We start from the raw sequence: 22978 nt of genomic DNA, 5'->3' as shown, positions 1-22978 counted from the left end.
CCCGCCTGCGCGGGGGTGACGCTGAAAAGGGGCAGGGGAAGAACCTTCAGCCCCGATCCACTGCGTTCAGTTCGTTGATCGCCTTGTGTACCCGCGCCTCGATCTCCTCGCGCGACAGGCCTGCAGGAATAGTCTCGCCGAAGCGATAGACGATCACGCCCGGGCGCTTGATGAAGCCGCGGCGCGGATAGAGGTGTCCGCTCGCCAGCGCGATCGGCACAACCGGCAGCTTGGCCAGCTTGTAGAGCCCGGCAAAACCGGCCTGGAGCGGCGGCTGCTCGCCCGGCGGGGTGCTGGTGCCTTCGGGATAGATGACGATCGAGCGCCCTTCCGCGACGAAGCGACGCACCTCGGCCATCATGTTCCGCAACGCTACCGCGCCGCCTGCACGGTCGATGAAGATCATGCCATAGGTTCGGGCGATATGGCTCCACAGCGGAATGCGCGACAGCTCGATCTTGGCGACGACGGCCGGACGGTTGAAGATGCGCAGCAGTTCGATCGTCTCGAAAAAGCTCTCATGCTTGATCGCATAGAGCACCTGACCTTGCGGCTTGGGGCCTTCGATACGCACCCGGATACCCAGGAACGTCCTGGCGCAGCAATAATGGTACATGCCCCATCCGCGCGCCATGCTCTGCAGGCGGTGACGCGAGAAGGGCAGGATGATGAAGGCGATGATGACGATGAACACCGATCCGCCGTAAAAGGCCAGAGTAAACAGGATCGAGCGGAACAGCGCCAGCAGCGTGCGTGCCATGATCAGACTCCGAACAGCCCGGCCAGCACGCGCAGCACCAGCTTGTTATACTCGCGCCACAGCGTCATCAGGCTGGGCTTGCTGGCGACCGCATCGGGATAGATCGCGATGTCGTCCGGAAGGGCGCGATGCAGTTCGTATTCGGCGCGGCGCATATGCCAGTCGGTGGTCACCAGGCGGACCGATCGGACCTTGCGCTGCTTCGCCCAGCGCGCGGTCTCAAGGCCATTCGACCGCGTGTCATAGGCACGAAAGCCCAGGTCCACGCAGCAGTCGAACAGCGCGACCGAGCCGGGATATTGGGCGCTGAGTTCGGCAGGCCGGACGTCGCGGTCAACGCCCGAAATCAGCATGCGTTCGGCCCATTTGTTGCGCAGCGCCTCCAGCCCGCGGTCGATGCGCAAGGGGCCGCCAGTCGGCACCACGACGGCATCGGTCTGCTGGTCACCCAGCGGTTGGGGCAGCAGGATGGCAAACCAGGCAAAGCCCAGGATCCAGGCCAGCAGCACCGATGACAGGAGGCGAACGATCACAGCTTCTTCCTGAGCGCGCCGAGCACCGTCACCCGCGCAGTGAACACAGCCAGCGCAATACCTGCAATCGGCACACATGCAAGCAGCAGCCAGTCGATCGCGGCAAAGCTTCCGGCGGAAACCAGCCCCGAATCGAGCTGCGATGCGGCCCGGGCGAGCATCCACAGCACCGGTACGGCCAGCAGGCAGCCCAGCAGCGCCCCCATGGCGGCATCCAGCGCAATCCGTCGCTGGAACAGCCGCGCGATCTGCTGGTGCGTGCTGCCCAGCAGATGCATGATGTCGATCGTTTCGGAATGGGCGGCGAAGCTGCTGCGCGCCGAGAGCATCACCGATGCCGTGGTGGCAAGCGCGAGCAGCGCGACAAGCGCAATCGCCAGCCAGCGCAGCGTCGCGATGAGACCGAAGACCGGTTTCAGCCATTGGCCATGGGCATCGATCCGCGCATCGGGGGCGGCGGTTTTCAGTGCCTCGCGCAGCCTGGCGAGTGCTGCAGGACCTGCTGCCGTGCGGAAATCCACATCGATCAGCGCGGGCAGGGGGATGTCACGACTGGTTGCACCGCTGCCCAGCCATGGCGTCAACAAGGCGCGCACTTCAGCCTCGCTCACTTGCCTTATGCCCGTGACCGCGCGGTCGGATCGCAGCACTGCCTCTGCTGCGAGGGCCTGTTTCTGCCGTGCCTCGCTATCGGCATTGACAATCTGCACCGTCGCGCGCCCGGCAAGATCGGCATTGACCTGCCGTGCCGCGCTGCCCAGTGCCAGCGCCGCTGCGGTGGCCAGCAGCGTCAGGAACAGCATGACCGCCATGACCCAGGGCATCGGCCCGGTCAGGCGCGCCTGGGGAATCAGCCGGCGATCGTGGCGCGTCGGAAAGAACGATCCCAGCATCAGAACGGCCTGTCCTGCCGACCGTCCGTATCGGCCCAGCCGTGCATGTCGGCGGGGCGCGGCGGATAGCGCAGGGCACCCGTGGGGTCGGACAGGCGGCCACCCTCCAGCCGCATCATCTGCGCGCGCCTGATCCGGGTCATCAGATGCACGTCATGGGTGGCGACGATGATCGTCGTGCCCATGCGGTTGAGCGCCTCGAACAGCCTGAGCAGCTTCACCGCCATGTCGGGATCGACATTTCCCGTCGGCTCGTCGGCGACCAGAATGTCGGGCCGGGTGATGACCGCGCGGGCGATGGCGACGCGCTGCTGTTCGCCACCGGAAAGAGTGGCGGGCAGCGCATCGACCCGGGCGCTGAGGCCGACCCAGTCCAGAATCTCGCGCACCGGCGTTGCGATGTCGCTATCGCGCATGCCCGCAATGCGCAGCGGCAGCGCAATATTGTCGAACGCCGAGAGGTGCGGCACCAGCCTGAAATCCTGGAACACCACGCCGATGCGACGACGGAAGCCGGGCAGGCGATCGCGCGCCAGCGTCATCAGGTCGCTGCCGAACAGCCGCACCATCCCCCGGCTGGGCCGCTGCGCCAGATAGAGCAGCTTCAGCAGCGAGGACTTGCCCGCACCCGAAGGCCCGGTGAGGAAGTAGAACTGGCCCGCAAACAGGGTGAATGACAGGTCGGACAGCGCCTCCGGGCCTGTGCCATAGCGCAGCCCGACATTCTCGAACTGGACGATGCTGTCGACCGAAGGGGCCATGGGTGCGGCGCTCATGCAGCGGCGATAGCGCGATGGCGCCGCGACAGGCAATGGGAATGCGCGTCATGCCGTCATTGGCATGGGCATTAACCGCAAACCGCGCGGCAAGCTGTTGAAATACCGCTGCAGGATGCAATCAGCAGTGGAAAACGGGCCAGCACGCGTTTGCAGGGGCTGCAAGCCTCTTGCGGCGATTCGTCCGGCATGGTTAGAAACGCCATGATTATTGCGTGCCCTGCGTGCAACACCCGCTATGCGGTTCCGGACAGCGCCATCGGTATCGATGGCCGGTCTGTTCGTTGCGCCAAATGCGGGCATAGCTGGTTCCAGCATGGTCCGGAGGCTCCCGTACCTGCTTCCGCTCCGGTTGCCGCGGCGCAGGAGGCGCCCGTCGCTGTTCCTGAAGCTGCGCCTGCTGCGCCTGCAACCCCGCCGCCGGCCCCTGTACCCACTCCCAGGACATCGACCGAAGCCCCGTTGCCTGAAGCGCCCCCGGCCGAAGCGCCGATGGTCGCTCCCGTTCCTGCCGAACCGGCAGGCCAGGCCGAGCCGGAGCCGGATCTTCCGCCGCTGCCACGCCCCGTCCCCCCTGTCAGCCGTCCGATCGTCGCCAGCTATGCCGACGACGCGCTGGCCGACCGGCCCAGCAGCTTCAGCCACGAGCCGCCGTTCCGCCCGCGCCGCAACCCGGCCAAGCTGTGGATGATCGGCGCTGTCGCCTTTGCCGTGCTGGCGTCAGGCGCGGCGGTGGCGATCCAGACCTTCGGCCTTCCCGGTTTCATCGCCGATTACAGCCTGCCCTTTGCCGAAGTCGAACCCGATCTGGTGATCGACTTCCCGCCCAAGAAGCAGGAACGGCGCACGCTGCCCAATGGCACCGAATATTTCAGCGCCTCGGGCACGATCCGGAATCTCAGCCAGCGCGCGCAGGACGTGCCGCCGATGCTGGTGGTGCTGCGCGATTCGCAGGATCGTGTCGTCTTCAACTGGATCATCAACCCGCCGGTGGAACGGCTGGAGCCCGGCCAGAAGGCCGATTTCCGCCAGGCGATGGTCGATGTGCCGCGCTCTGCCGCCTCTGCCGAGATCGCCTGGGCCAGGCGCAACTGACCGCCGCCGGCCGTATGACAGGCCGGTAACATTCCCTTGTTGCTATGGGCTTGCCGCTTTGCTAATGGCGCGGCCTGCCACGCGGGCAGGGGGTGTTTTCAACCCTCATTTGCCTGCGAATTGCTTGACTGTGCGGTCATGGCGGAATTGGTAGACGCGCAACGTTGAGGTCGTTGTGGGCGAAAGCCCGTGGAAGTTCGAGTCTTCTTGACCGCACCAGTCACACCGGGCTCCGCCGCCAGGGCGGCCCCTCACTCTCCCGACAATCGCACTCCGATTGCCTGGCCCATGCGCAAGGCCGCACCGGGTTGCAGGGCATCATTCCAGGCGACGCGGCCCGGTTCGAACAGCAGCACCACGGTGGAGCCGAGATAGAAGCGGCCCATCTCGTCGCCTGCCGCAAAGCGATGATCGCTGGCGGAGAAATCCTCGCGCACCGGTGCGGTTTCATGGTCCTGAAAGCGGTGCGGCCAGACCGTGTCGATCCCTGCGACGATCATCGCCCCCACCATGACGCTCGCGAACAGTCCATCGGGCCCGTCGAACAGGCACGCCAGCCGCTCGTTACGCGCGAACAGCCGGTCGACCCCGGCAGCCGTGCCCGGATTGACCGAAAACAGCTTGCCCGGAAGATAGACGCTCGATTGCAGCACCCCGGCAGCGGGCATGTGGACGCGGTGATAGTCGCGCGGGCTGAGATAGATGGTGATGAATTGCCCGCCGTCGAATCGGTGTGCATCGCCTGTCTGACCGCCGAGCAGTTCCTCGACGCTGTAATCGCGGCCCTTGGCCTGGATGATGCGCCCGTCACTTATGGGCCCAAGCTGGCTGACCGCGCCGTCTGCGGGGCTGAGGATGTAGCGGTCCGCATCCGCCAGCGGCCTTGCGCCGGGCTTCAGCTCGCGCGTGAAAAAGTCGTTGAAGCTGGCAAATTCGCCAAAGCTGCGCGCCGCCTCGCCCATGTCGACGCCATAGGCGGCGGCAAAGCGGCGGATCATCGGATCGCGCAGCCATGGCGACTTGCTGGCCGCCAGCCTCCCAGCCAGCCGGGTCAGGGCGTGCTGCGGAACCAGATGCTGAAGCGCGATAAAGGCAGAGGACATGGCTGTGCGGATCCCTGTCAGCCGTTACGCTCGTTCAGGCGGCGCTCCCACGCCAATGCATGAGCAACGATGGTGTCGAGATCGTCATGCGCGGGCTGCCAGCCGAATCGGGCGCGGATGGCGCTGCTGTCGGCGGTGAGCGAGGCGGGGTCGCCTGCACGGCGGGGGGAGAGCACGCGCTTGATCCGGTTGTTGGTGACGCGGTCGACAGCGTCGAGCACCTCCATCACCGAATAGCCATGGCCATAGCCGCAATTGAGGACATGCGACCGGTCGGGCTCGGCGATCAGCGCTTCCAGCGCCAGCACATGGGCATGAGCAAGGTCGCTGACATGGATGTAATCGCGCACGCCGGTGCCGTCGGGCGTGTCGAAACCGGTGCCGAACACGGCGACGCTCTCCCGCTTGCCGAGCGCGGCTTCCACCGCAACCTTGATCAGGTGGGTCGCGCCTGCGGTCGACTGGCCGGTGCGGCCCTGCGGATCGGCCCCGGCGACATTGAAATAGCGCAGCGCGCAATAGTTGAAGTCGTGCGCAAGGGCGACGTCGCGCAGCATCATCTCGGTCATCAGCTTCGATGTGCCATAAGGGTTGATCGGCACCTGCGGCGTGTCTTCGCCGATCGGGCCGCTGACATCGGGGGTGCCATAGGTCGCAGCGGTCGAAGAGAAGATGAAATGCTTCACCCCGCCTGCAACCGCCGATTCGATCAGCGACCGGCTCTTGGCGGTGTTGTTGTGATAATATTTGAGTGGATCGCTCACCGATTCGGGCACCACGACCGAGCCTGCGAAATGCAGGATCGCGCCGATCTGCTGCTCGGCGATGATGCGCGCGACCAGATCGGCATCGGCAATATCGCCTTCGTAAAAGGCGACATTACCGGGAACGGCCCAGGCAAAGCCGGTGACCAGATTGTCGATCACCGCGACCTTCCAGCCTGCATCCTTGAGCGCGAGCACGGCATGGCTGCCGATATAGCCCGCCCCGCCTGTCACCAATATGGTGTGCGCCGCGCGGAAGCTTTCGATCGCGGTCATCGCGTGCTCCTCAATGGCCGACGCTCTCGCCCCGGACCAGGCCCGACTGGGCGAGCTGATCGTCGATCTGTGCCATCAGCCGGTCGAGGCCTTCCTGACTGCGCGCTTCGGCGCGGGCGACCAGCACGTCCTGCGTGTTCGAGGCGCGCAGCAGCCACCAGCCGTCCTCGGTATTGACCCGCGCGCCATCGGTGGCGTTCACGCTGGCGCCTGCCGCCGACAAGCGTTCCAGCACCTCGTCCACCACCGCGAACTTGCGGCTCTCATCGACCTGGAAGCGCATCTCGGGCGTGTTGATCATCGGCGCCATGGCGCCGCGCATCTCGGTCACCGATTTGCCGAGCAGCGTCTGCGCCTCGATCAGGCGGACGGCGGCATAGAGTGCATCGTCAAAACCGTAATAGCGGTGCTTGAAGAAGACATGGCCGCTCATCTCGCCCGCGAGGGGACAGCCGGTTTCCTTCATCTTGGACTTGATCAGGCTGTGCCCGGTCTTCCACATCAGCGGCTGACCGCCCAGCTCGCTCACCCGGTCGTACAGCGCCTGGCTCGCCTTCACATCGGCGATGATCGTGGCGCCCGGCACATCTTTCAGCACCGCTTCGGCGTAAATGCTCAGCAGCTGATCGCCCCAGATTACGCGGCCTTCGCCGTCGATCGCACCGATCCGGTCGCCATCGCCATCGAAAGCCACACCGAAATCGAGCTTCTTGTCGGCGACAAGTGCCTTGAGGTCAGCGAGATTCTTTTCCTCGGTAGGATCGGGATGATGATTGGGAAAATTGCCGTCAACCTCTGTAAACAGGGTGTAATGCTCGCCCGGAAGGCGCTGGACCAGCTTTTCCACCGCCGGACCCGCCGCGCCATTGCCGCAGTCCCAGCCGATGCGTGCTGCCGTGCCGCCGAAATCCTCGACCAACCGGTCGACATAGCGATCCAGGATCTCGATCTGGCGCGAGGTTCCGGTGCCGCTATCCCAGTCGCCCGCCGCCGCCATCTCGCCCAGCTTGCGGATGTCTTGCCCAAAAAACGGGCGGCCCTGAAAGACCATCTTGAAGCCGTTGTAATTGGCGGGATTATGGCTGCCGGTTATCTGAATGCCGCCATCCGCCTCTTCCAGAACTGATTCGGCATAATAGAGCATCGGGGTCGGGCCCATTCCGACGCTGATCGCATCGACGCCGCTATCGTTGAGGCCCCGGATCAGCGCGGCTTCCAGCACCGGCGAGCTGACGCGCCCGTCATAGCCGACGACCACGCACTTGCCGCCTGCGCGGGCGATCAGCGTACCGAAACCGCGCCCGATGGCATAGGCATCGGCTTCGCCAAGCGTCTCGCCGATGATGCCGCGGATGTCATATTCGCGAAGACTGGTGGGGTGGAACTGGTGGGTCATGGCAAAATCAACTTCCGGCAATGGCATCCGGCCGCAAGCGGGCCGTCGAGAATGAAGGAGGTGCGAACCCGGCGGTCCGCCCTATCGGCTCAATGCGGCAAACTCAATGTGGTTGCGAGGTTTCGGCCTGTAAAAACCAGTCGCTGATCGCCGTGCAGATCCGCGCCGAGCTGTGCCCGTCGCCGAACGGATTGTGCGCCTGCGCCATCGCGGCATAGGCGGTCGCATCGTCGAGCAGCCGGGTCGCTTCGGCAACGATCAGCGCGCGGTCGGTGCCGACCAGCTTGGCCGTGCCCGCCGCGACGCCCTCGGGCCGCTCGGTCGTGTCGCGCATGACAAGAACCGGCTTGCCAAGCGCGGGTGCCTCTTCCTGCACACCGCCGCTGTCGGTCAGCATCAGTTCGGCAATCTGCAGCAGCCGGGTGAAGTTGAGATAGTCGAGCGGTTCGAGCAGCGCGACATTGTCCAGGCCGCCCAGGATCGGCAGCATGGCTGCGCGCACCTGCGGATTGAGGTGGACCGGGAAGATGATCGCGACATCGTCGCGTGTGGCGAGCTCGCGGATGGCGTGGGCGATATCGTCCATTCCGCTGCCGAAATTCTCGCGCCGGTGCGTGGTGACGCCAATGATTCGCTTACCGGCGAAGCGCGCCTCGACCGGGGCAACCATGCCCGCGCGACCCGGATCTGCGGCCAGCCTGTCCGTGACCCAGTGCAGCGCATCGATCACGGTATTGCCGGTGACGCGGATCTTGGCCTCGTCCACCGCCTCGCGGCGAAGCGCATTGGCCGCCGTTTCGGTCGGAGCAAAATGGAGGTCGGCAAATGTACCGATGATCTTGCGGTTCACCTCTTCGGGCCAGGGGTGATAGATATTGCCCGACCGCAGACCTGCCTCGACATGCGCGACGGGAATTTTGCGATAATAGGCGGCGAGTGCGCCGCACATGGCGGTTGCGGTATCGCCCTGAACGATCACCATGTCGGGCTTCTCGGCGTCGAGCACGCTCCCGATTCCGGTGAGTAGCCGCGCGCTGATCTCGTCGAGACTCTGGCCGGGCTGCATCAGCGCGAGATCGTGATCGGGCACCAGCCCGGCGATATCGAGCACCTGGTCGAGCATCTCGCGATGCTGGCCGGTAACCAGAACCACCGGTTCCAGATCGGGCGCAGCCTTGAGCGCCGCGATGACGGGGAAGAGCTTGATCGCTTCAGGCCGCGTGCCGAAGATCACCGCGATGCGCCGTGCCATGTCCTTCTCCCCTGCCTGTCGATCGGCCTAGCGCCCGACGCTCACGTAATTGAATCCTGCCGCCTTCATCTGCTCGGGCTTGTAGATGTTGCGCAGGTCGACCAGCGTGTTGCCGCGCATCGTGCCCAGCACGCGGGGCAGCGCGAGCGCGCGGAACACGTCCCATTCCGTCACGATCACCGCGCAATCGGCATCCTGCAGCGCCTGATACGCCCCTTCTGCCATGATCACCCCGGGCATCAGTGACCGCGCGGCCTCCATGCCCTCGGGGTCATAGGCGATCACTTCAGCCCCGGCGTCGATCAGCCCCTGGGCGATGACGATCGCGGGTGCATCGCGCATGTCGTCGGTATTGGGCTTGAAGGTCAGGCCCAGCATCGCGATGCGCTTGCCTTCGACATCGCCGCCCATCGCTGCGATCACCTTGCGCGCCATCGCGCGCTTGCGCAGGTCGTTCACCCGCACCACCGCCTCGACGATCTGCAGCGGCGCCTCGTGATCCTGTGCGGTCTTCATCAGCGCCAGCGTGTCCTTGGGGAAGCAGCTGCCGCCATAGCCCGGCCCTGCATGCAGGAACTTGGAGCCTATGCGCCCATCGAGCCCGATCCCGCGCGAGACATCCTGCACGTTGGCACCGACCTTCTCGCACAGATCGGCCATCTCGTTGATGAAGGTGATCTTGGTCGCGAGAAACGCGTTCGCGGCGTACTTGATCACTTCGGAAGTGCGGCGCGAGACGAACAGGATCGGCGATTCGTTGAGGAACAGCGGCTGATAGATTTCGCGCATATAGTCGCGTGCCCATTCGACTTCGGTGCCCACGACAATGCGGTCGGGGCGCTTGAAATCGCCGATCGCCGCGCCCTCGCGCAGGAATTCGGGGTTGGACACGACCTCGAACTCGGCCTCTGGCGCGGTCTGGCGGATGATCTTTTCCACCTCGTCGCCGGTGCCGACCGGCACGGTCGACTTGGTGACGACGACACAGCGCTTGGCGATCGATTCACCGATCTCGCGCGCGGCATCGCGCACATAGCTCAGATCCGCAAAGCCGTCGCCACGGCGCGAGGGCGTGCCCACCGCGATGAACACCGCATCGGCATCGGCGACGCTCGAGGGCAGATCGGTCGAGAAGGACAGGCGGCCGGCACGGACGTTCGAGGCGACCAGGCCCTCGAGGCCGGGCTCGTAGATCGGCATCTTGCCTGCGAGCAGGGATTCGATCTTGGCCGGATCCTTGTCGACGCAGACCACGTCATGGCCGAAATCTGCGAAACAGGCGCCCGACACCAGGCCGACATAGCCCGAACCAATCATCGCGATCTTCATAGGGGGATAAGCTCCACAGCAACCGGGCTTCGTCTAGTGGGCCGCGCGCGGGGCGTCAAACCCGGCGACGCAGGACTGGCAGAGCGCCATAGCCAGCGAATGTTGCAATGATCTGAACGAGGCCAGAGGACCGCGCCGGATCAGAGCGTCTTTTCGTAGATCAGATACTCGCGGTTGACCTTGCTTTCGATCGCATCGGCAATCGCGTTCATGCCCTGATTGTCCTCGAGCACCCAGCCGATCTCGCCGCGCACCGTACCGTAATGCTTGACGGCCTCGACGCGGATCGTCTCGATCAGCATGAAGGCAAGCTGGGCGGCCATGCGCGAATTCTGCAGGTCGCTGACCACGCCCATCAGCGGCACGCGCACGCTGGGCGAGCGGCACTTGCGCAGCCACCACAGCACCCTGGCCCAGCCGAAGGGGAACAGCGAGCCCTTGAGCGGCGCGATGACGGTGTTGATATCGGGCAGCGTCATCAGGAATGCGACCGGGCGTCCGTCATATTCGGCGATCATGATCAGGTCCTCGCGCACCAGCGGGCGCAGCTTCTTGCCGATATAGGCGACCTCTGCGTCGGTGATCGGCACGAAGCCCCAATTCTGTCCCCAGGCATCATTGAGGATCGACAGGATGATCGCGGCATCCTCGTCGAACCGGCTCTTGTCCACCTTGCGCAGCCGGATACGGTCGTTCTTGCGTCCGGCGGCGACGATGCGCTGGACCAGCGGCGAAAATCCCTCGACGATGGGCAGTTCGTAGCTCAGCAGCTTCTTGACCGGCGCGTAGCCGGCGCGCTCGATCCAGCCCTGATAGGCCGCATTGTGATGCCCCATCATGATGATCGGTGGGCGGTCATGGCCGAAGGTGAGCAGGCCGGGTTCATCCCAGATCGAAAGGCTTAAGGGGCCGAGCGCGCGGGTCATCCCCTGATCGCGCAGCCAGGCTTCCGCAGCCGCCAGCAGCGCGCGCGCAACGTCCTCGTCCGCCGCCTCGAACATGCCGAAATTGCCGGTACCGGGGCCCATGCCCTGGCTGGCCGGCTGGGTCAGCGCCAGATGATCGATATGCGCCGATATGCGTCCTACCACCTTGCCGCCGCGCCGGGCGATCATCGGCTGGACGGTGGCATGGCCATAGAACGGGTTCTTGGCCGGATTGAACATCTCGTAGACTTCGGCGCGCAGGGGGGGCACCCAGGCAGGGTCGGAGGCGTTCAGTTCATAGGCGATCTCGACGAACGCCTTGAGGGCGGCCTTGTCGTTCACCGGGCTGACGCTTATCTGCTGCTGGTCCGCCAAAATCGCTTCCTTTGCCTGACATTGCCACCCCGTGGGGACGCGCTTCTTTTCGCCGCGCGATGATCTGTGTCAAGGAATTGCGGGCCAGATATTGCCATCATGCTGCCACGTTGCTCTGGCTTAAGCAGGCGATCATTACAGGATTTTTATGGCTAGCAGTTTCCCTCTTTCCGATCCCGGTCGCAGCGCCGCCCCAGGCGCGACCCTGGCGCGCGCCAGCGGTCAGGTGCCCGACGACATGGCGATGATCCGCGCGGCGGCATCGCTGACGCGCGATCTCAACGCGGCGAAACCGGGCGTATACTGGATCGACATGCTGGCTTCGGTGACGATCGGCTATGGCGCGCTGGCAGGTGCTGTCCTGGCCGATGGCGTCGCGATGGCTTTGGTCTTCGCACTTGTCGCGGTGCTGGCGCTCTATCGCGCGGGCAGCTTCATCCATGAGCTGACCCATCTGCGCCCCGATGCGGTGCCGGGGTTCAACAAGGGCTGGAACGCGCTGGTCGGAATTCCGCTGCTGATCCCCAGCTTCATGTACGAAGGCGTCCACAATCTGCACCACCAGCGGCTGCGCTATGGCACGGTCAAGGACCCCGAATATCTTCCGCTCGCGCTGATGAAGCCGTGGACGGTTCCGCTGTTCGTGCTTGTCGCGGCGCTGGGTCCGATCGGGCTGATTGTACGCTATGGCGTGCTGTCGCCGCTCTCGCTGGTCATCCCGCCGCTGCGCCGCATCGTGGTCGAACGCTATTCGGGGCTGGTGATCAATCCCGCCTTCCGCCGCGCGATGCCCGAGGGCGAGGCGCGCCGCCACTGGCTGGTGCTCGAAACGCTCGCCAGCGCCTGGGCGATGACGCTGATCGCGCTGGTCGCGACCGGAACCCTGCCCTTGCGCGCCTTCCTGATCGGCCTCGCCATCGTCTCGGGCACCATGGTGCTCAACCAGGTGCGCACGCTGGTCGCACATCTGTGGGAGAACGAGGACGAGCCGATGAGCGTGACCGCGCAATATCTCGACAGCGTCAACGTGCCGCCGCCGGGCCTGCTGCCCGAACTCTGGGCTCCCGTGGGCCTGCGCTACCATGCGCTGCACCATCTGCTGCCCGGCGTGCCCTATCACGCGCTGCCCGAGGCGCATCGCCGTCTGTCGCGCGAGCTGGGGGTGGAATCGACTTACAGTCTTGCGAACTATCGCAGCCTGTCCGGGCTGGTGGTGCGGCTGGTGAAGAGCACCTTCGGCAGCAGGGCAGCCAGTTGAACCTTGTCGTCATTCCCGCGAACGCGGGAATCCCGCTTCGGAGCCGGTGATGAAGGTCGAAGCGGGACCCCCGCCTGCGCGGGGGTGACGGTGCAAAGGATGCAGGTTTATTCCCCGCCTTTGGCCACGGCGCGCTCTACGTCGAGCAGTTCCAGCCCCTGGCCCAGCGCGACCCGCTCGTCGAAGACGAAGCACCCGCCTTCGAACAGCGATCGCTCGGCAGGCACTTCTTCGAGATATTTCAGGATGCCGCCCTTGAGGTGATAGACTGCGTCAAAGCCCTGCGCGCGGACATAGGCGGTCGCCTTTTCGCAGCGGATGCCGCCGGTGCAGAACATCGCAATCTTCTTGCCCGATCGGCGCAGTTCCTCGGCCTGTGCGTCGAACCAGGCAGGGAACTGGGTGAAACGCTCGGTGCCCGGATCGACCGATCCGGCGAACGTTCCCTGCGCAAATTCGAAGCTGTTGCGCGTGTCGATGACCAGCGTGTCCGGGTCTTCGATCAGCGCATTCCAGTCCGCCGGTTCGACATAGGCGCCTTGCCCGTGCACCGGGTCGATATCGGGCACGCCCATCGTCACGATCTCGCGCTTCACCTTGACCTTGAGCCGTTTGAACGGCCGTTCGAATGCGCCCGAATATTTGACCTCGATCGGCTCGAAACCGGGCATTGCGCGGATGGCCTCAACCAGGTCTGCAACGCCCGCGTCCGGCCCTGCCAGCGTGCCGTTGACACCCTCTCGCGCGATCAGCAGCGTGCCGCACAGCCCCCGCGCCTCGCACAGCCTGTGCAGTGCATCGCGCACGGCTTCCGGCTCGGGAACCGTCGCAAAGTGATAGAGCGCCGCCACGGTCAGCGGATATTCGATGGGGCCGGTCATGCGCTGCCCCATAATCGGCATGCGACGATCTGCCAAGGACCGGGCTTGCATGGCTCGCCCGGCTGCGGCATGGCGGCGCTATGGTTCCCCTTTCGTTCGCCGGACAGGATTTCGTCATCGTCGATCGTGCCGCGCTGTACTGGCCGCGCGAGAAGGCGCTGTTCGTCGCCGATCTGCATTTCGAAAAGGCGAGCTGGTATGCACGGGGCGGGCAGATGCTGCCGCCCTATGACAGCGCCGCCACGCTCGACCGGCTCGAGCGCGCGCTGGATGCATGCGGCGCGACAAGCCTGTGGTGCCTGGGCGACAACTTCCATGACAGCGATGGCGCAGCGCGGCTCGACCCAGCCCTGGCCGATCGGCTCGAACGCCTCTCCCGCCAGATTGCGCTCCACTGGATCACCGGCAATCATGACAGTGCGCTCGAGCGCGGCTTTGGCGGTCAGGTGGTCGAAGAGGCCGATTTCCGTGGACTGGCGCTGCGGCACAAGGCCGAGTCGTGCCGCAGCGTGCCCGAGCTGTCGGGTCATTTCCATCCGCGCATCCGCCTGCGCCTGCGTGGCCGGACCGTATCGCGGCCCTGCTTCGTGGCCTGTTCCGACCGGCTCATCCTCCCGGCATTCGGCGCACTGACCGGCGGGCTCGATGCAGACAATCCGGCCATCCTGTCGGTCATGGGTCCGGGCCCGTGCGCGATTGTCGCTACGGAAAGCACTGCCTTGCGCTTCGACTTGCAAAAAACGGCAGAAATTCGGCGATAAAGTCACTTGCATAACTGGTGTTGCGATTCTGCGACAACAGTCTGCATTTTTGCGGCCATCCCGCGCAAACGCTGGAATCCCGCCGATTTTGGTCTAACGTTCACGTCAAGGCGGCGAATGACCGCCAGAGAGACCACAATCAGGAGAGAGATATGCCCATGCGTTTCGGCAAAGCCAGCCGTGTGTCCCTCATGCTTTCAGCCGGTCTTGTCGCCATGGCGAGCCCCGCCCTGGCACAGGACACCGATCAGGAAGGCATCAACGACAGCAACACCATCGTCGTCGTCGCACAGGGCCGTGAGCAGCTGCTCTCCGACGTTCCGGTCGCGGTTTCGGCGGTGAACGCCGAAACGCTCGAGAATACCGGCGCGAATGACATTCGCCAGCTCAACCAGGTCGTTCCCTCGCTGCTCGTCTCCTCGACCGGTAACGAGGCCAACGGATCGGCGCGTATTCGCGGTATCGGTACCGTGGGCGACAATCCGGGCCTCGAAAGCTCGGTCGCGGTGTTCATCGACGGCGTGTATCGCTCGCGCTCGGGCATCGGCCTCAACGAACTGGGCGAGCTCGACCGGGTCGAGGTGCTGCGCGGTCCGCAGGGCACGCTGTTCGGACGCAATGCTTCGGCCGGTATCCTCTCGATCTATTCGAAGAAGCCCGAATTCGAATTCGGCGGCTTCGGCGAAGCCACCTATGGCAATTTCGACAATATCCGCCTGCAGGCCGGTCTCACCGGTCCGCTGAGCGAAACGCTCGCGGCGCGCTTCGACGGCGTGTATGAAAAGCGCGACGGCTTCCTGCGCGACGTGAATAACAATGTCGATCTGGGCAATCGCGACCGCTATTTCGTCAAGGGCCAGCTGCTCTGGGAGCCGGTCGATGCCGTCTCGTTCCGTTTCATCGCCGATTACACCAATCGTGACGAGCGCTGCTGCGGCGCGGTCTATCTCGGCCGCGATTTCAACCCGCTGATCGGCGATCTCAACAATCCTGCAGTACCTCTGTCTGTTGCTGGCTTTCCACCAGCAAATGGCAACAACATCATCAACGTGCTGCGCGATTTGGGCCAGCCGATCGGCTCGTTCAACGATCCCTTCAGCCGCCAGACCTTCGTCACCCGCGGCCGCAATTACAACGGCCAGACCAGGGACGGCGGTGTCTCGCTCGAAGTGAACTGGGACATGGGCGGCGCGACGCTGACCTCGATTACCGGCTATCGCTATTACAAGAACAGCCAGGCATCGGACACCGATTACAGCGCAGTCGACATTCTCTATCGCGCTGACGACGATGATGCGCAGTTCCGCCAGTTCAAGACCTTTACCCAGGAACTCCGGCTGCAGGGCGAAGCCTTTGATGGCAAGCTCGACTGGCTGGTCGGCGGTTATTTCGCCGACGAAGACCTGACGGTGCGCGACAATCTCCGCTTCGGCACACAGTATGGTCGTTTTGCCGCGTGCCGGCTAATATCCGGTGGAAGTCTTGCAGGCCTTTACTCGCCAACATCAACAGGGTGTATTAGTGGTCCAGGCCGCGCTGCCGTGCTTGCTGCGAATGGTGGCTTAGGCCAATTTGGCGCAGCTACCCCGCTCATCTTGGGATCGCTTGATCGACTGGACGGCATCAGCGATCGAGGTTCAATTAGCGACCGCTATTTCCAGAACAGCCGCAACTACGCGTTCTTCACGCACAACATCTTCCACATAACCGACAAGCTCGATCTGACCCTCGGCCTGCGCTATACCAACGAGCGCAAACGGTTCAATGCGACATTCAGTAACGACAACGTGGCTTGCCAGCAGAATCAGGCGGCACTGACTGGTCTGCTTGCTCCGACTGTCGATACCAATGGCGATGGGCGACCCGACTTTGCACCGCTCGGCGCGCTGGCAGGCGGCATCATCGGCCTGTCGTGCCAAGGGAACTCGACGGCTGAGTTGAATGGCGTTTCGATCCGCGACCGGCGTAGCGAGAACGAGTTCACGGGCACTGCCGTACTTTCGTGGAAGCCGACCGACGATCTGCTGCTGTATGGCAGTTATTCGCGCGGCTACAAGGCGGGCGGATTCAACCTTGACCGCTCGGCTCTAAAAGGTCCAATCGTGGCACCGCTCGGCACTGGTGTGCCCACCACGACATTTGCGGCTGTTGGCGGTGCGCAGGCGCTGGTGCGCAACCTGCAGTTCGATCAGGAAATCGTCGATGCCTTCGAACTGGGTGCGAAATATTCGAGTGGCCCGCTGACCATCAACCTCGCGCTGTTCCGCCAGCAGTTCGAGAACTTCCAGCTCAACACCTTCAACGGCACCGTCTTCCTGGTGCAGACGGTCAATGGCTGCTCGACCAATCTGAACGGCGGTGATCGCGATCTGAGCGCGGCCACGGGTGGTTGCGCGCCTGGTGATGTCACCTACGGCGTGGTTGCCCAGGGTGTCGAGCTCGAAGCCTCGATCCGCCCGTCGCGCAATTTCACCGTCAATGGCGGCGTGACCTATGCCGATACCAGCTATCGCAACAATCTGGTCGGCAACCGCACGGGTGCGCCGCTCGATCCGGCGCTGCGCAAGCTGCCCGGCGACAATCTGTCGAACGCGCCCGAGCTGACGCTGACCGGATCGATGGCCTGGACCCCGGATATCGGTGACAGCGGTCTGTCGGGCCTTGTCTATGTCGACAGCCGCGTGACCGACGCCTTCAACACTGGATCGGATCTGTTCCCGCAAAAGGAACAGCCGAGCTTCGTCGTCGTCAATGCGCGTGTCGGTGTGCGCGGACCCGATCAGGCCTGGGCGATCGAACTCTGGGCCCAGAACCTGTTCAACGAGGACTTCACCCAGGTCGCATTCAACAGCCCGTTCCAAGCAGGCGGTGCGGGAGGCCCGTTCGTCGATCCGCAATTCCCCGGTGGCCGCCAGATCTTCTCGGCGTTCCTCGGCGAACCGCGCACCTATGGCATCACCCTGCGCGGTCGCTTCTGATCGATTTGCCAGCGTAACGCAAAAGGCCCCGTCCGCGCGCTGCGGGCGGGGCTTTTTGCTGCTCTCAGGTGGCGGAGTCGCGCCCGGCGTGACGGGCGAGCGTAACCGCCAGAACCGCAACCGCGCCCACCATCAGCCCGGCCGCCAGCACGAAGGGCGCACCGGGGAAAAAGGCGCCCCGATCGTCGGCATAGGCGCCAAACACGCCGGTCATCAGCGGCGGGCCGATGATCGCGGTCAGGCTGATCACGCTGGCGATCGCGCCCTGCAGCTCGCCCTGCGCATCCTCGCCCACGCGCGGGCTCATCAGTTGCTGCATCGCGGGGAAGCACATGCCGGGGACGCAACCGATGACCATGCCGAGGATCGCAACCGCTGTGGTCGGCGCAAAGGCCAGCGTCAGGAAAGACGGCACCGAAAAGGCGAGGCTGAAGGTCGCGGTGCGGACCGCGCCGAACCGGGCAATCGCCTTTCCGGACAGCACGCCCTGGGTCAGCACCAGCAGGATGCCGAACAGCGCGATGGTCATTCCGGTGACGGCCGGAGTCCATTGGAAGCTTGCCGCGCCATAATAGGCCCAGACCGATAGCTGCGACTGGCTGGCGAGTTGCATCAGGAAGATCGCGGACAGGCAGCCGACGACCAGCGGACTGCGGCGCATCTGCACGATCGTGCCCAGCGGATTGGAGCGGAAGGGATCGAAACGGCGCCTGCGGGCGGGATCGAGCGTCTCCTCGAAGCGCCACCAGCCGAATATCGCTCCCGCGGCACAGAGCAGCGCAGCCGCGACAAAGGGCAGGCGATCGCCATACTGGCCGATCAGCCCGCCGATCGCAGGGCCCAGCACGAAGCCGGCAGCGCCCGCACCGCCGAGCATGCCAAAGGCTGCCCCGCGCCGCTCTGCGGGAATGCTGTCTGCGATGCAGCTGTTGGCGGCGGCATAGCTTGCCCCCATCACGCCCGAGATCAGCCGCCCGGCGAACAGCCAGCCGATGGTCGGCGCGATCGCCATCAGCGCATAGTCGATGCCCAGCAGCGCCAGCGTTCCGAGCAGCACCGGACGTCGCCCGAACCGGTCGCTCAGGCCCCCGATCACCGGAGCGAACAGGAACTGCATCATCGCGTAGGTGAACAGCAGCCAGCCGCCCCAGGTCGCCGCCTGATCGAGGCCTTGCCCTGTCAGCGACTGGATCAGCGAGGGCATGACCGGGACGATCAGGCCGATTCCCGCCATGTCGATGAACACGATAGAGGCCAGCACCAGCAAATTGCGATTGATCATGCCGCCCCCGCGCCCATGGCAGCGCATCACTCAGGCTGCAGATCGGTTACCATCGCGCTTCGGCTGCGGACTGCAAGCCCAATCTACGCCATTTTCAGGCCAGTTCCTCGTCCTCTGATGCGGCTGCTCGCGGCTTGCGGCCTTGCGCCACGACATACCATTCGTTGCTGCCCTTGCGGCTGGCGGGAGGCTTGGCGTGTTTCACCGTCCTGAAATGCTGCTTGAGCAGGGTCAGCAGATCGTTGTCCGTTCCGCCGGCCAGCACCTTGGCGACGAACGTGCCGCCCTCGACCAGCTGATCGACCGCGAAATGCGCGGCCGCCTCGACCAGGCCCATGGTGCGCAGATGGTCGGTCTGCTTGTGGCCGACCGTGTTCGCCGCCATGTCGGACAGCACCAGATCGGGCCTGCCGCCCAGGGCATCGATCAGCCTGTCCGGCGCGTCGTCTGCCATGAAATCCATCTGGAAGATGGTGACGCCCTCGATCGGATCGACCGGCAGCAGGTCGATGCCGACCACCGCTGCTTTCGGGTTCACCCGGCGCACCAGCTGCGACCAGCCGCCCGGGGCAATCCCTAAATCGACGACATGCCGTGCCTTGCGGACGATCGCGAATTTCTCGTCCAGCTCGACCAGCTTGTAGACCGCGCGGCTGCGATAGCCCTCGGCCTTGGCCTTGCGGACATAGGGGTCGTTGAGTTGGCGCTCGAGCCAGCGGTTCGAAGAGGCGGTGCGGCCACGCGCGGTCTTGACCCGCTGCTTGAGGCCGTCGCGATACTTGCCCGTCGCCTTGCGCCGGCTGTCTCCGGGGATCTTGCCGCTGCCGCCACCCGATTTTTCGTCGCTCATCCGCGCTGCTCCGGCCGGGTGGAAGGGGCGTCGCGGCCCATCAGCGCGCGCAATATGCCTTCGCGGATGCCGCGATCGGCGACGCCCAGCCGCATCGCCGGCCAGATGTCGAGAATCGATTCGAGGATCGCGCATCCCGCCACCACCAGATCGGCGCGCTCCTTGCCGATACAGGGAAGCTCGCGACGCTGCTGCAGGCTCATGCCCGCCAGCCGTGCGCTGATGGCGCGCATCGATTCGGAGGGGACGATCAGCCCGTCGATCGCGTCGCGGTTATAGCAGGGAAGGTCGAGATGCAGGCTGGCCAGCGTCGTGACCGTTCCGCTGGTGCCCAGCAGCCGCCGCTCGGCATCGGGCAGCGCGGGCAAGCGGCTGGCAAAGGGGGCAAACGCGTCCATCACGCGCGCACGCATCCTGTCATAGGCAGCGGAACGCGAAGGTGCATCCTCGCTGTCGAACCGCTCGCTTTCGGTCAGGGTCACCACGCCCCAGGGCACGCTCATCCAGTCGAGAATGTCGGGCACCGGGCCGGAACTGTCGACCAGCACCAGCTCGGTCGATCCGCCACCGATATCGAAGATCAGCGCGGGGCCATCGCCGGGCTCCAGCAGGATATGGCAGCCCAGCACCGCCAGCCGCGCCTCTTCCTCCGCCGTGATGATATCCAGCACGATGCCGGTCTCGCGGCGCACGCGATCGATGAATGCCGGGCCGTTGCTAGCCTTGCGACAGGCTTCGGTCGCGACCGAACGCGCGAGCGCGACATGGCGGCGGCGCAGCTTGTCGGCGCAGATCGACAGCGCGGCGACCGCGCGGTCCATCGCCGCATCGCTCAGCCGCCCGCTCTGGCCCAGCCCTTCGCCCAGGCGCACCACGCGCGAAAAGGCATCGACCACGACGAAACCGTCGGCAGCGGGCTTGGCGATGAGCAATCGGCAATTGTTGGTGCCCAGGTCGATCGCCGCATAGGCGCGGCGCGCATTCCACCCACCGCGGTCGTGATGACCGGGCTGATCACCGAATCGCGATGACGCGCTGGCCGCACTGTTCGGGGGACGGTGGGATGAAGCAGGCGCGGCTGGACGCCTGCCTCTGTGCTTTGCCGCATTCCGGCCTGATGTGGCGGATTTCGCCATATCCTTCGGGACTTTGCCGCTTTCGGCTGGCGAGGTCACCGCTGTATCGGCCTGCGGCATGGATGTGGGTCGCTCCACCATGCCAAATTGCTCTTTTTCTCATCCGGTCATGCCCACGCGGCCAAAATGTCCGCGCTTCGCCGGTACTTGAGATCAAGGCTAGCGATTATGCGGCGAATGCGCAAGCTTGCCACCGATTCGCAGCGATTTGGGTCTTGACCGCACAAGCTGACGCGCTTAATTGCGGCGGCTCCATTGCCCCTTCGTCTAATGGTAAGACCACGGACTCTGACTCCGTTAATCAAGGTTCGAATCCTTGGGGGGCATCCATCTTCTTCCACAGCGCGACGTGACAGGCAGGGCAGTGCACCCGCACGGCTTGCGGCCAGGATGCTGCAGGCCAGGGATCAGGTCATGACCGCCATGTTCGATGGCCAGCCACCCGCCACGGGTTTGCCGGTACAGGGTCTGCCGGCCGTGCTGCCATCGCATTGCACGCTGCTGCTGCTTGGCAGCCTGCCTGGCCGAGCCTCGCTCGCGGCAGCCAGCTATTACGCACACCCTCGCAACCAGTTCTGGCAGCTGATGGAATTGGTCACTGGCGAAGCGCTGGCCGCGCAGGATTATCCGACGCGGCTTTCCCGATTGGGTGCGCGCGGCGTCGGGCTATGGGATGTGATTGCCTCTGCGCGGCGCGCGTCCAGTCTCGATTCCGATATCCGCGACGCCGCGACCAATCCGCTGATGCCGCTGTTGGAAACCCTGCCGGACCTTCGTGCCATAGCCTGTAACGGCGCGCTTGCCGCAAAAACGGCTGCGCGGCTGTTGCACGAAACCGCGCTGCCCGTCATCGCGCTGCCGTCGAGCAGCCCGGCATATACCCGCAGCCTCGCCGACAAGGCACGGGAATGGCAGGTGCTGCGCGCCCACCTGCTGCCACCAGACTGATATCCGTCCGGGTCAGATGCGCCCGCGCTTGGGGCCCAGGAAGAACCACGCGATCAGGCCGATCACCGGCAGGATGAGAATGAGCGCGGTCCAGAGCAGCTTGGACAGCGTGCTGGCAGCGCTCGACCAGACACTGATGATCGCGATGATGTCGAGAATCAGGATGACGATCCCGAAAATTCCGTATTCCATGGGGGTAAACTCCGTGTTCGACGTGATGATCAGGGGTGCATCACCACCTTGATCCATTCGTCCTGATGGTCGCGGAAATTGCGATAGCCGGTCGCTGCCTCGTCGAGCGGGAGGCGATGGCTGATCAAGAAACTGGGATCAATGACATCACGCTCGATGAGGTCGAGGAGTTCCCCGGTAAAGCGCCGGACATGCGTCTGACCGGTGCGCAGCTGCAGACCTTTCTGCATCATCGCACCCAGCGGAAACAGGTCCGCCTTGCCGCCATAGACCCCCGGCACCGAGACCCGTCCGCCCTTGCGGCAGGCCATGATCGCCTGGCGCAGCGCATGCGCGCGGTCTTGCCCCAGGCCGACCGTCTGCTTGACCCTGTCGGCGATGGTGTCGACGGAAAAGCCGTGTGCCTCCTTTCCCACCGCGTCGATCACCGCGTCGGGGCCGACCCCGCCGGTCATCTGTATGAGCGCATCGAGAATGTCGGTTTCATGGTAGTTCACCGGCTCCGCGCCCAGTTGCTCGGCCATGGCGAGCCGACCCTTGACCCCGTCGATCGCGATGACCCGCCCGGCCTTTTGCTGGAAGGCGCTGAGGATGGTGAACAGCCCGACCGGGCCGCAGCCCCAGACCGCGATGGTATCGCCCGGCGCGATGTCGGCATTGAGTGCGGCCATCCATCCGGTGGGCAGGATGTCGGACAGGAACAGCAGCCGATCGTCGGGAATATCCTCGGGCACGACCAGCGGCACGACGTCCGAATAGGGGATGCGGACATATTCGGCCTGTCCGCCGGCATAGCCGCCGGTCAGGTGCGAATAGCCGAACATGCCCGCCATCGGGTGGCCGAACGCCTTTTCCGCCACCTCCTGGTCCTCGACCGGGCAGCTGTTGTCGCAGTTGCTGTAGCGCTGCTCGCTGCAGTGGAAGCACTGGCCGCAGAAGATGGTGAAGGGCACGACGACGCGCTGGCCGACCTCGAGCGTGCTCTCCTTGCCGACGGCGACGATGCGGCCCATGAACTCATGGCGAGTATGTCGTCCTTCTCGACGGCGGGGATGACGCCGTCATAAAGATGCAGATCCGATCCGCAGATGGCGGTCGAACTGACCTCGATGATGCAGTCGCGCGGGTTGACGATGGCCGGATCGGGCATGGTGCGGACGTCGATATCGCCCTTGCCCTGGAAGGTGGCAGCTCGCATGGCTTGAATTCTTCTG

At 64.7% G+C, this 22978-nt stretch carries 20 protein-coding genes, 2 tRNA genes and 1 pseudogene; 7 read left to right on the top strand and 16 right to left on the bottom strand.

The annotated features are described in order from the left end of the window. Positions 1-46: 46 nt before the first annotated feature. From C7451_RS07790 to ftsE, 4 genes are read right to left on the bottom strand one after another with little or no spacing between them, the layout of a single operon-like run. On the bottom strand, positions 47-760 hold the full coding sequence (locus tag C7451_RS07790; protein WP_167398476.1) for a lysophospholipid acyltransferase family protein: 714 nt from the start codon (positions 758-760) through the stop codon (positions 47-49). 2 nt (positions 761-762) lie between these two features. Next, positions 763-1293 carry a YdcF family protein gene (locus C7451_RS07785; protein WP_110298411.1) on the bottom strand — a complete coding sequence of 177 codons (531 nt, stop codon included), beginning with the start codon at positions 1291-1293 and terminating at the stop codon, positions 763-765. Further along, on the bottom strand, positions 1290-2186 hold the full coding sequence (locus C7451_RS07780; protein ID WP_110298410.1) for a cell division protein FtsX: 897 nt from the start codon (positions 2184-2186) through the stop codon (positions 1290-1292). Before C7451_RS07780 ends, C7451_RS07785 begins: the two co-directional genes overlap by 4 nt. Next, the gene (ftsE, locus tag C7451_RS07775) at positions 2186-2962 is read right to left on the bottom strand and encodes a cell division ATP-binding protein FtsE (RefSeq protein ID WP_425266470.1); all 777 of its coding nucleotides are present in this window, start codon (positions 2960-2962) and stop codon (positions 2186-2188) included. The genes C7451_RS07780 and ftsE overlap by 1 nt, the downstream gene beginning before the upstream one ends. A 204-nt stretch (positions 2963-3166) precedes the next feature. Here ftsE and C7451_RS07770 point away from each other — a divergent pair, with 204 nt between their 5' ends. Together C7451_RS07770 and C7451_RS07765 are read left to right on the top strand one after the other, a co-directional pair. Continuing rightward, positions 3167-4057 (top strand): MJ0042-type zinc finger domain-containing protein, encoded by an 891-nt coding sequence (locus C7451_RS07770; protein WP_110298409.1) that lies wholly within the window; start codon positions 3167-3169, stop codon positions 4055-4057. A 132-nt stretch (positions 4058-4189) separates the two neighbouring features. Further along, positions 4190-4276 (top strand) — tRNA-Leu (locus C7451_RS07765). Positions 4277-4308: 32 nt separating this feature from the next. On the opposite strand, the gene asd is transcribed toward C7451_RS07765, so the two are convergent. The 6 genes from asd to C7451_RS07735 all read right to left on the bottom strand — a co-directional run bounded on the left by asd (position 4309) and on the right by C7451_RS07735 (position 11478). Then, the gene (gene asd / locus C7451_RS07760) at positions 4309-5160 is read right to left on the bottom strand and encodes an archaetidylserine decarboxylase (protein WP_110298408.1); all 852 of its coding nucleotides are present in this window, start codon (positions 5158-5160) and stop codon (positions 4309-4311) included. A 17-nt stretch (positions 5161-5177) separates the two neighbouring features. Next, on the bottom strand, positions 5178-6200 hold the full coding sequence (gene galE, locus C7451_RS07755) for a UDP-glucose 4-epimerase GalE (RefSeq protein WP_110298407.1): 1023 nt from the start codon (positions 6198-6200) through the stop codon (positions 5178-5180). A 10-nt stretch (positions 6201-6210) separates the two neighbouring features. Beyond that, the gene (gene pgmG / locus C7451_RS07750) at positions 6211-7596 is read right to left on the bottom strand and encodes a phosphoglucomutase/phosphomannomutase PgmG (RefSeq protein ID WP_110298399.1); all 1386 of its coding nucleotides are present in this window, start codon (positions 7594-7596) and stop codon (positions 6211-6213) included. A 103-nt stretch (positions 7597-7699) separates the two neighbouring features. Then, positions 7700-8848 (bottom strand): non-hydrolyzing UDP-N-acetylglucosamine 2-epimerase, encoded by a 1149-nt coding sequence (gene wecB / locus C7451_RS07745; RefSeq protein WP_110298398.1) that lies wholly within the window; start codon positions 8846-8848, stop codon positions 7700-7702. A 27-nt stretch (positions 8849-8875) separates the two neighbouring features. After that, the gene (locus C7451_RS07740; RefSeq protein WP_110298397.1) at positions 8876-10177 is read right to left on the bottom strand and encodes a UDP-glucose dehydrogenase family protein; all 1302 of its coding nucleotides are present in this window, start codon (positions 10175-10177) and stop codon (positions 8876-8878) included. Between the two features lie 140 nt (positions 10178-10317). Then, positions 10318-11478: an N-acetyltransferase gene (locus C7451_RS07735; protein WP_110298396.1), complete on the bottom strand. Its 1161-nt coding sequence runs from the start codon at positions 11476-11478 to the stop codon at positions 10318-10320. Positions 11479-11626: 148 nt separating this feature from the next. Here C7451_RS07735 and C7451_RS07730 point away from each other — a divergent pair, with 148 nt between their 5' ends. Next, positions 11627-12736: a fatty acid desaturase family protein gene (locus C7451_RS07730; protein ID WP_110298395.1), complete on the top strand. Its 1110-nt coding sequence runs from the start codon at positions 11627-11629 to the stop codon at positions 12734-12736. Positions 12737-12843: 107 nt separating this feature from the next. On the opposite strand, the gene trhO is transcribed toward C7451_RS07730, so the two are convergent. After that, on the bottom strand, positions 12844-13617 hold the full coding sequence (gene trhO, locus C7451_RS07725) for an oxygen-dependent tRNA uridine(34) hydroxylase TrhO (protein ID WP_110298522.1): 774 nt from the start codon (positions 13615-13617) through the stop codon (positions 12844-12846). 80 nt (positions 13618-13697) lie between these two features. On the opposite strand from trhO, the gene pdeM reads away from it, so the two are divergent. Beyond that, positions 13698-14378, top strand: a complete 681-nt coding sequence (gene pdeM, locus C7451_RS07720) for a ligase-associated DNA damage response endonuclease PdeM (RefSeq protein ID WP_110298394.1) — start codon at positions 13698-13700, stop codon at positions 14376-14378. Positions 14379-14530: 152 nt separating this feature from the next. Then, complete coding sequence (locus tag C7451_RS07715; protein ID WP_110298393.1) at positions 14531-17356, top strand: TonB-dependent receptor; 2826 nt, start codon at positions 14531-14533, stop codon at positions 17354-17356. 64 nt (positions 17357-17420) lie between these two features. Here the strand turns inward: C7451_RS07715 and C7451_RS07710 are convergent, their stop codons facing one another. From C7451_RS07710 to C7451_RS07700, 3 genes are all read right to left on the bottom strand, one after another. Further along, positions 17421-18638 carry an MFS transporter gene (locus C7451_RS07710; RefSeq protein ID WP_167398475.1) on the bottom strand — a complete coding sequence of 406 codons (1218 nt, stop codon included), beginning with the start codon at positions 18636-18638 and terminating at the stop codon, positions 17421-17423. A 94-nt stretch (positions 18639-18732) separates the two neighbouring features. Next, complete coding sequence (locus C7451_RS07705; protein WP_110298391.1) at positions 18733-19488, bottom strand: RlmE family RNA methyltransferase; 756 nt, start codon at positions 19486-19488, stop codon at positions 18733-18735. Further along, positions 19485-20705, bottom strand: a complete 1221-nt coding sequence (locus C7451_RS07700) for a Ppx/GppA phosphatase family protein (protein ID WP_244181730.1) — start codon at positions 20703-20705, stop codon at positions 19485-19487. The genes C7451_RS07705 and C7451_RS07700 overlap by 4 nt, the downstream gene beginning before the upstream one ends. A gap of 175 nt (positions 20706-20880) precedes the next feature. On the opposite strand from C7451_RS07700, the gene C7451_RS07695 reads away from it, so the two are divergent. Beyond that, a tRNA-Gln gene (locus C7451_RS07695) sits at positions 20881-20954 on the top strand. A gap of 84 nt (positions 20955-21038) precedes the next feature. Continuing rightward, on the top strand, positions 21039-21572 hold the full coding sequence (locus C7451_RS07690) for a DNA-deoxyinosine glycosylase (RefSeq protein WP_244181729.1): 534 nt from the start codon (positions 21039-21041) through the stop codon (positions 21570-21572). A 12-nt stretch (positions 21573-21584) separates the two neighbouring features. Here C7451_RS07690 and C7451_RS07685 read toward each other — a convergent pair whose 3' ends face one another. Continuing rightward, complete coding sequence (locus tag C7451_RS07685) at positions 21585-21764, bottom strand: PLDc N-terminal domain-containing protein (RefSeq protein WP_110298390.1); 180 nt, start codon at positions 21762-21764, stop codon at positions 21585-21587. Between the two features lie 29 nt (positions 21765-21793). Continuing rightward, a pseudogene (locus tag C7451_RS07680) lies at positions 21794-22962 on the bottom strand (zinc-dependent alcohol dehydrogenase). Between the last annotated feature and the right edge of the window lie 16 nt (positions 22963-22978).

The organism is Blastomonas natatoria, assembly GCF_003201955.1.
Taxonomy (GTDB): Bacteria; Pseudomonadota; Alphaproteobacteria; order Sphingomonadales; family Sphingomonadaceae; genus Blastomonas; species Blastomonas natatoria.
The sequence above is the reverse complement of the archived record's forward strand: the minus strand, read 5'-3'. Positions and strand labels throughout refer to the sequence as shown.

Coding starts and splice junctions, on each gene's coding strand:
- C7451_RS07790 (WP_167398476.1), bottom strand. CDS start 760: ATGGCACGCACGCTGCTGGCGCTGTTCCGCTCGATCCTGTTTACTCTG.
- C7451_RS07780 (WP_110298410.1), bottom strand. CDS start 2,186: ATGCTGGGATCGTTCTTTCCGACGCGCCACGATCGCCGGCTGATTCCC.
- ftsE (WP_425266470.1), bottom strand. CDS start 2,962: ATGAGCGCCGCACCCATGGCCCCTTCGGTCGACAGCATCGTCCAGTTC.
- C7451_RS07770 (WP_110298409.1), top strand. CDS start 3,167: ATGATTATTGCGTGCCCTGCGTGCAACACCCGCTATGCGGTTCCGGAC.
- asd (WP_110298408.1), bottom strand. CDS start 5,160: ATGTCCTCTGCCTTTATCGCGCTTCAGCATCTGGTTCCGCAGCACGCC.
- galE (WP_110298407.1), bottom strand. CDS start 6,200: ATGACCGCGATCGAAAGCTTCCGCGCGGCGCACACCATATTGGTGACA.
- pgmG (WP_110298399.1), bottom strand. CDS start 7,596: ATGACCCACCAGTTCCACCCCACCAGTCTTCGCGAATATGACATCCGC.
- wecB (WP_110298398.1), bottom strand. CDS start 8,848: ATGGCACGGCGCATCGCGGTGATCTTCGGCACGCGGCCTGAAGCGATC.
- C7451_RS07740 (WP_110298397.1), bottom strand. CDS start 10,177: ATGAAGATCGCGATGATTGGTTCGGGCTATGTCGGCCTGGTGTCGGGC.
- C7451_RS07730 (WP_110298395.1), top strand. CDS start 11,627: ATGGCTAGCAGTTTCCCTCTTTCCGATCCCGGTCGCAGCGCCGCCCCA.
- trhO (WP_110298522.1), bottom strand. CDS start 13,617: ATGACCGGCCCCATCGAATATCCGCTGACCGTGGCGGCGCTCTATCAC.
- pdeM (WP_110298394.1), top strand. CDS start 13,698: ATGGTTCCCCTTTCGTTCGCCGGACAGGATTTCGTCATCGTCGATCGT.
- C7451_RS07715 (WP_110298393.1), top strand. CDS start 14,531: ATGCCCATGCGTTTCGGCAAAGCCAGCCGTGTGTCCCTCATGCTTTCA.
- C7451_RS07710 (WP_167398475.1), bottom strand. CDS start 18,638: ATGATCAATCGCAATTTGCTGGTGCTGGCCTCTATCGTGTTCATCGAC.
- C7451_RS07705 (WP_110298391.1), bottom strand. CDS start 19,488: ATGAGCGACGAAAAATCGGGTGGCGGCAGCGGCAAGATCCCCGGAGAC.
- C7451_RS07700 (WP_244181730.1), bottom strand. CDS start 20,705: ATGGTGGAGCGACCCACATCCATGCCGCAGGCCGATACAGCGGTGACC.
- C7451_RS07690 (WP_244181729.1), top strand. CDS start 21,039: ATGACCGCCATGTTCGATGGCCAGCCACCCGCCACGGGTTTGCCGGTA.
- C7451_RS07685 (WP_110298390.1), bottom strand. CDS start 21,764: ATGGAATACGGAATTTTCGGGATCGTCATCCTGATTCTCGACATCATC.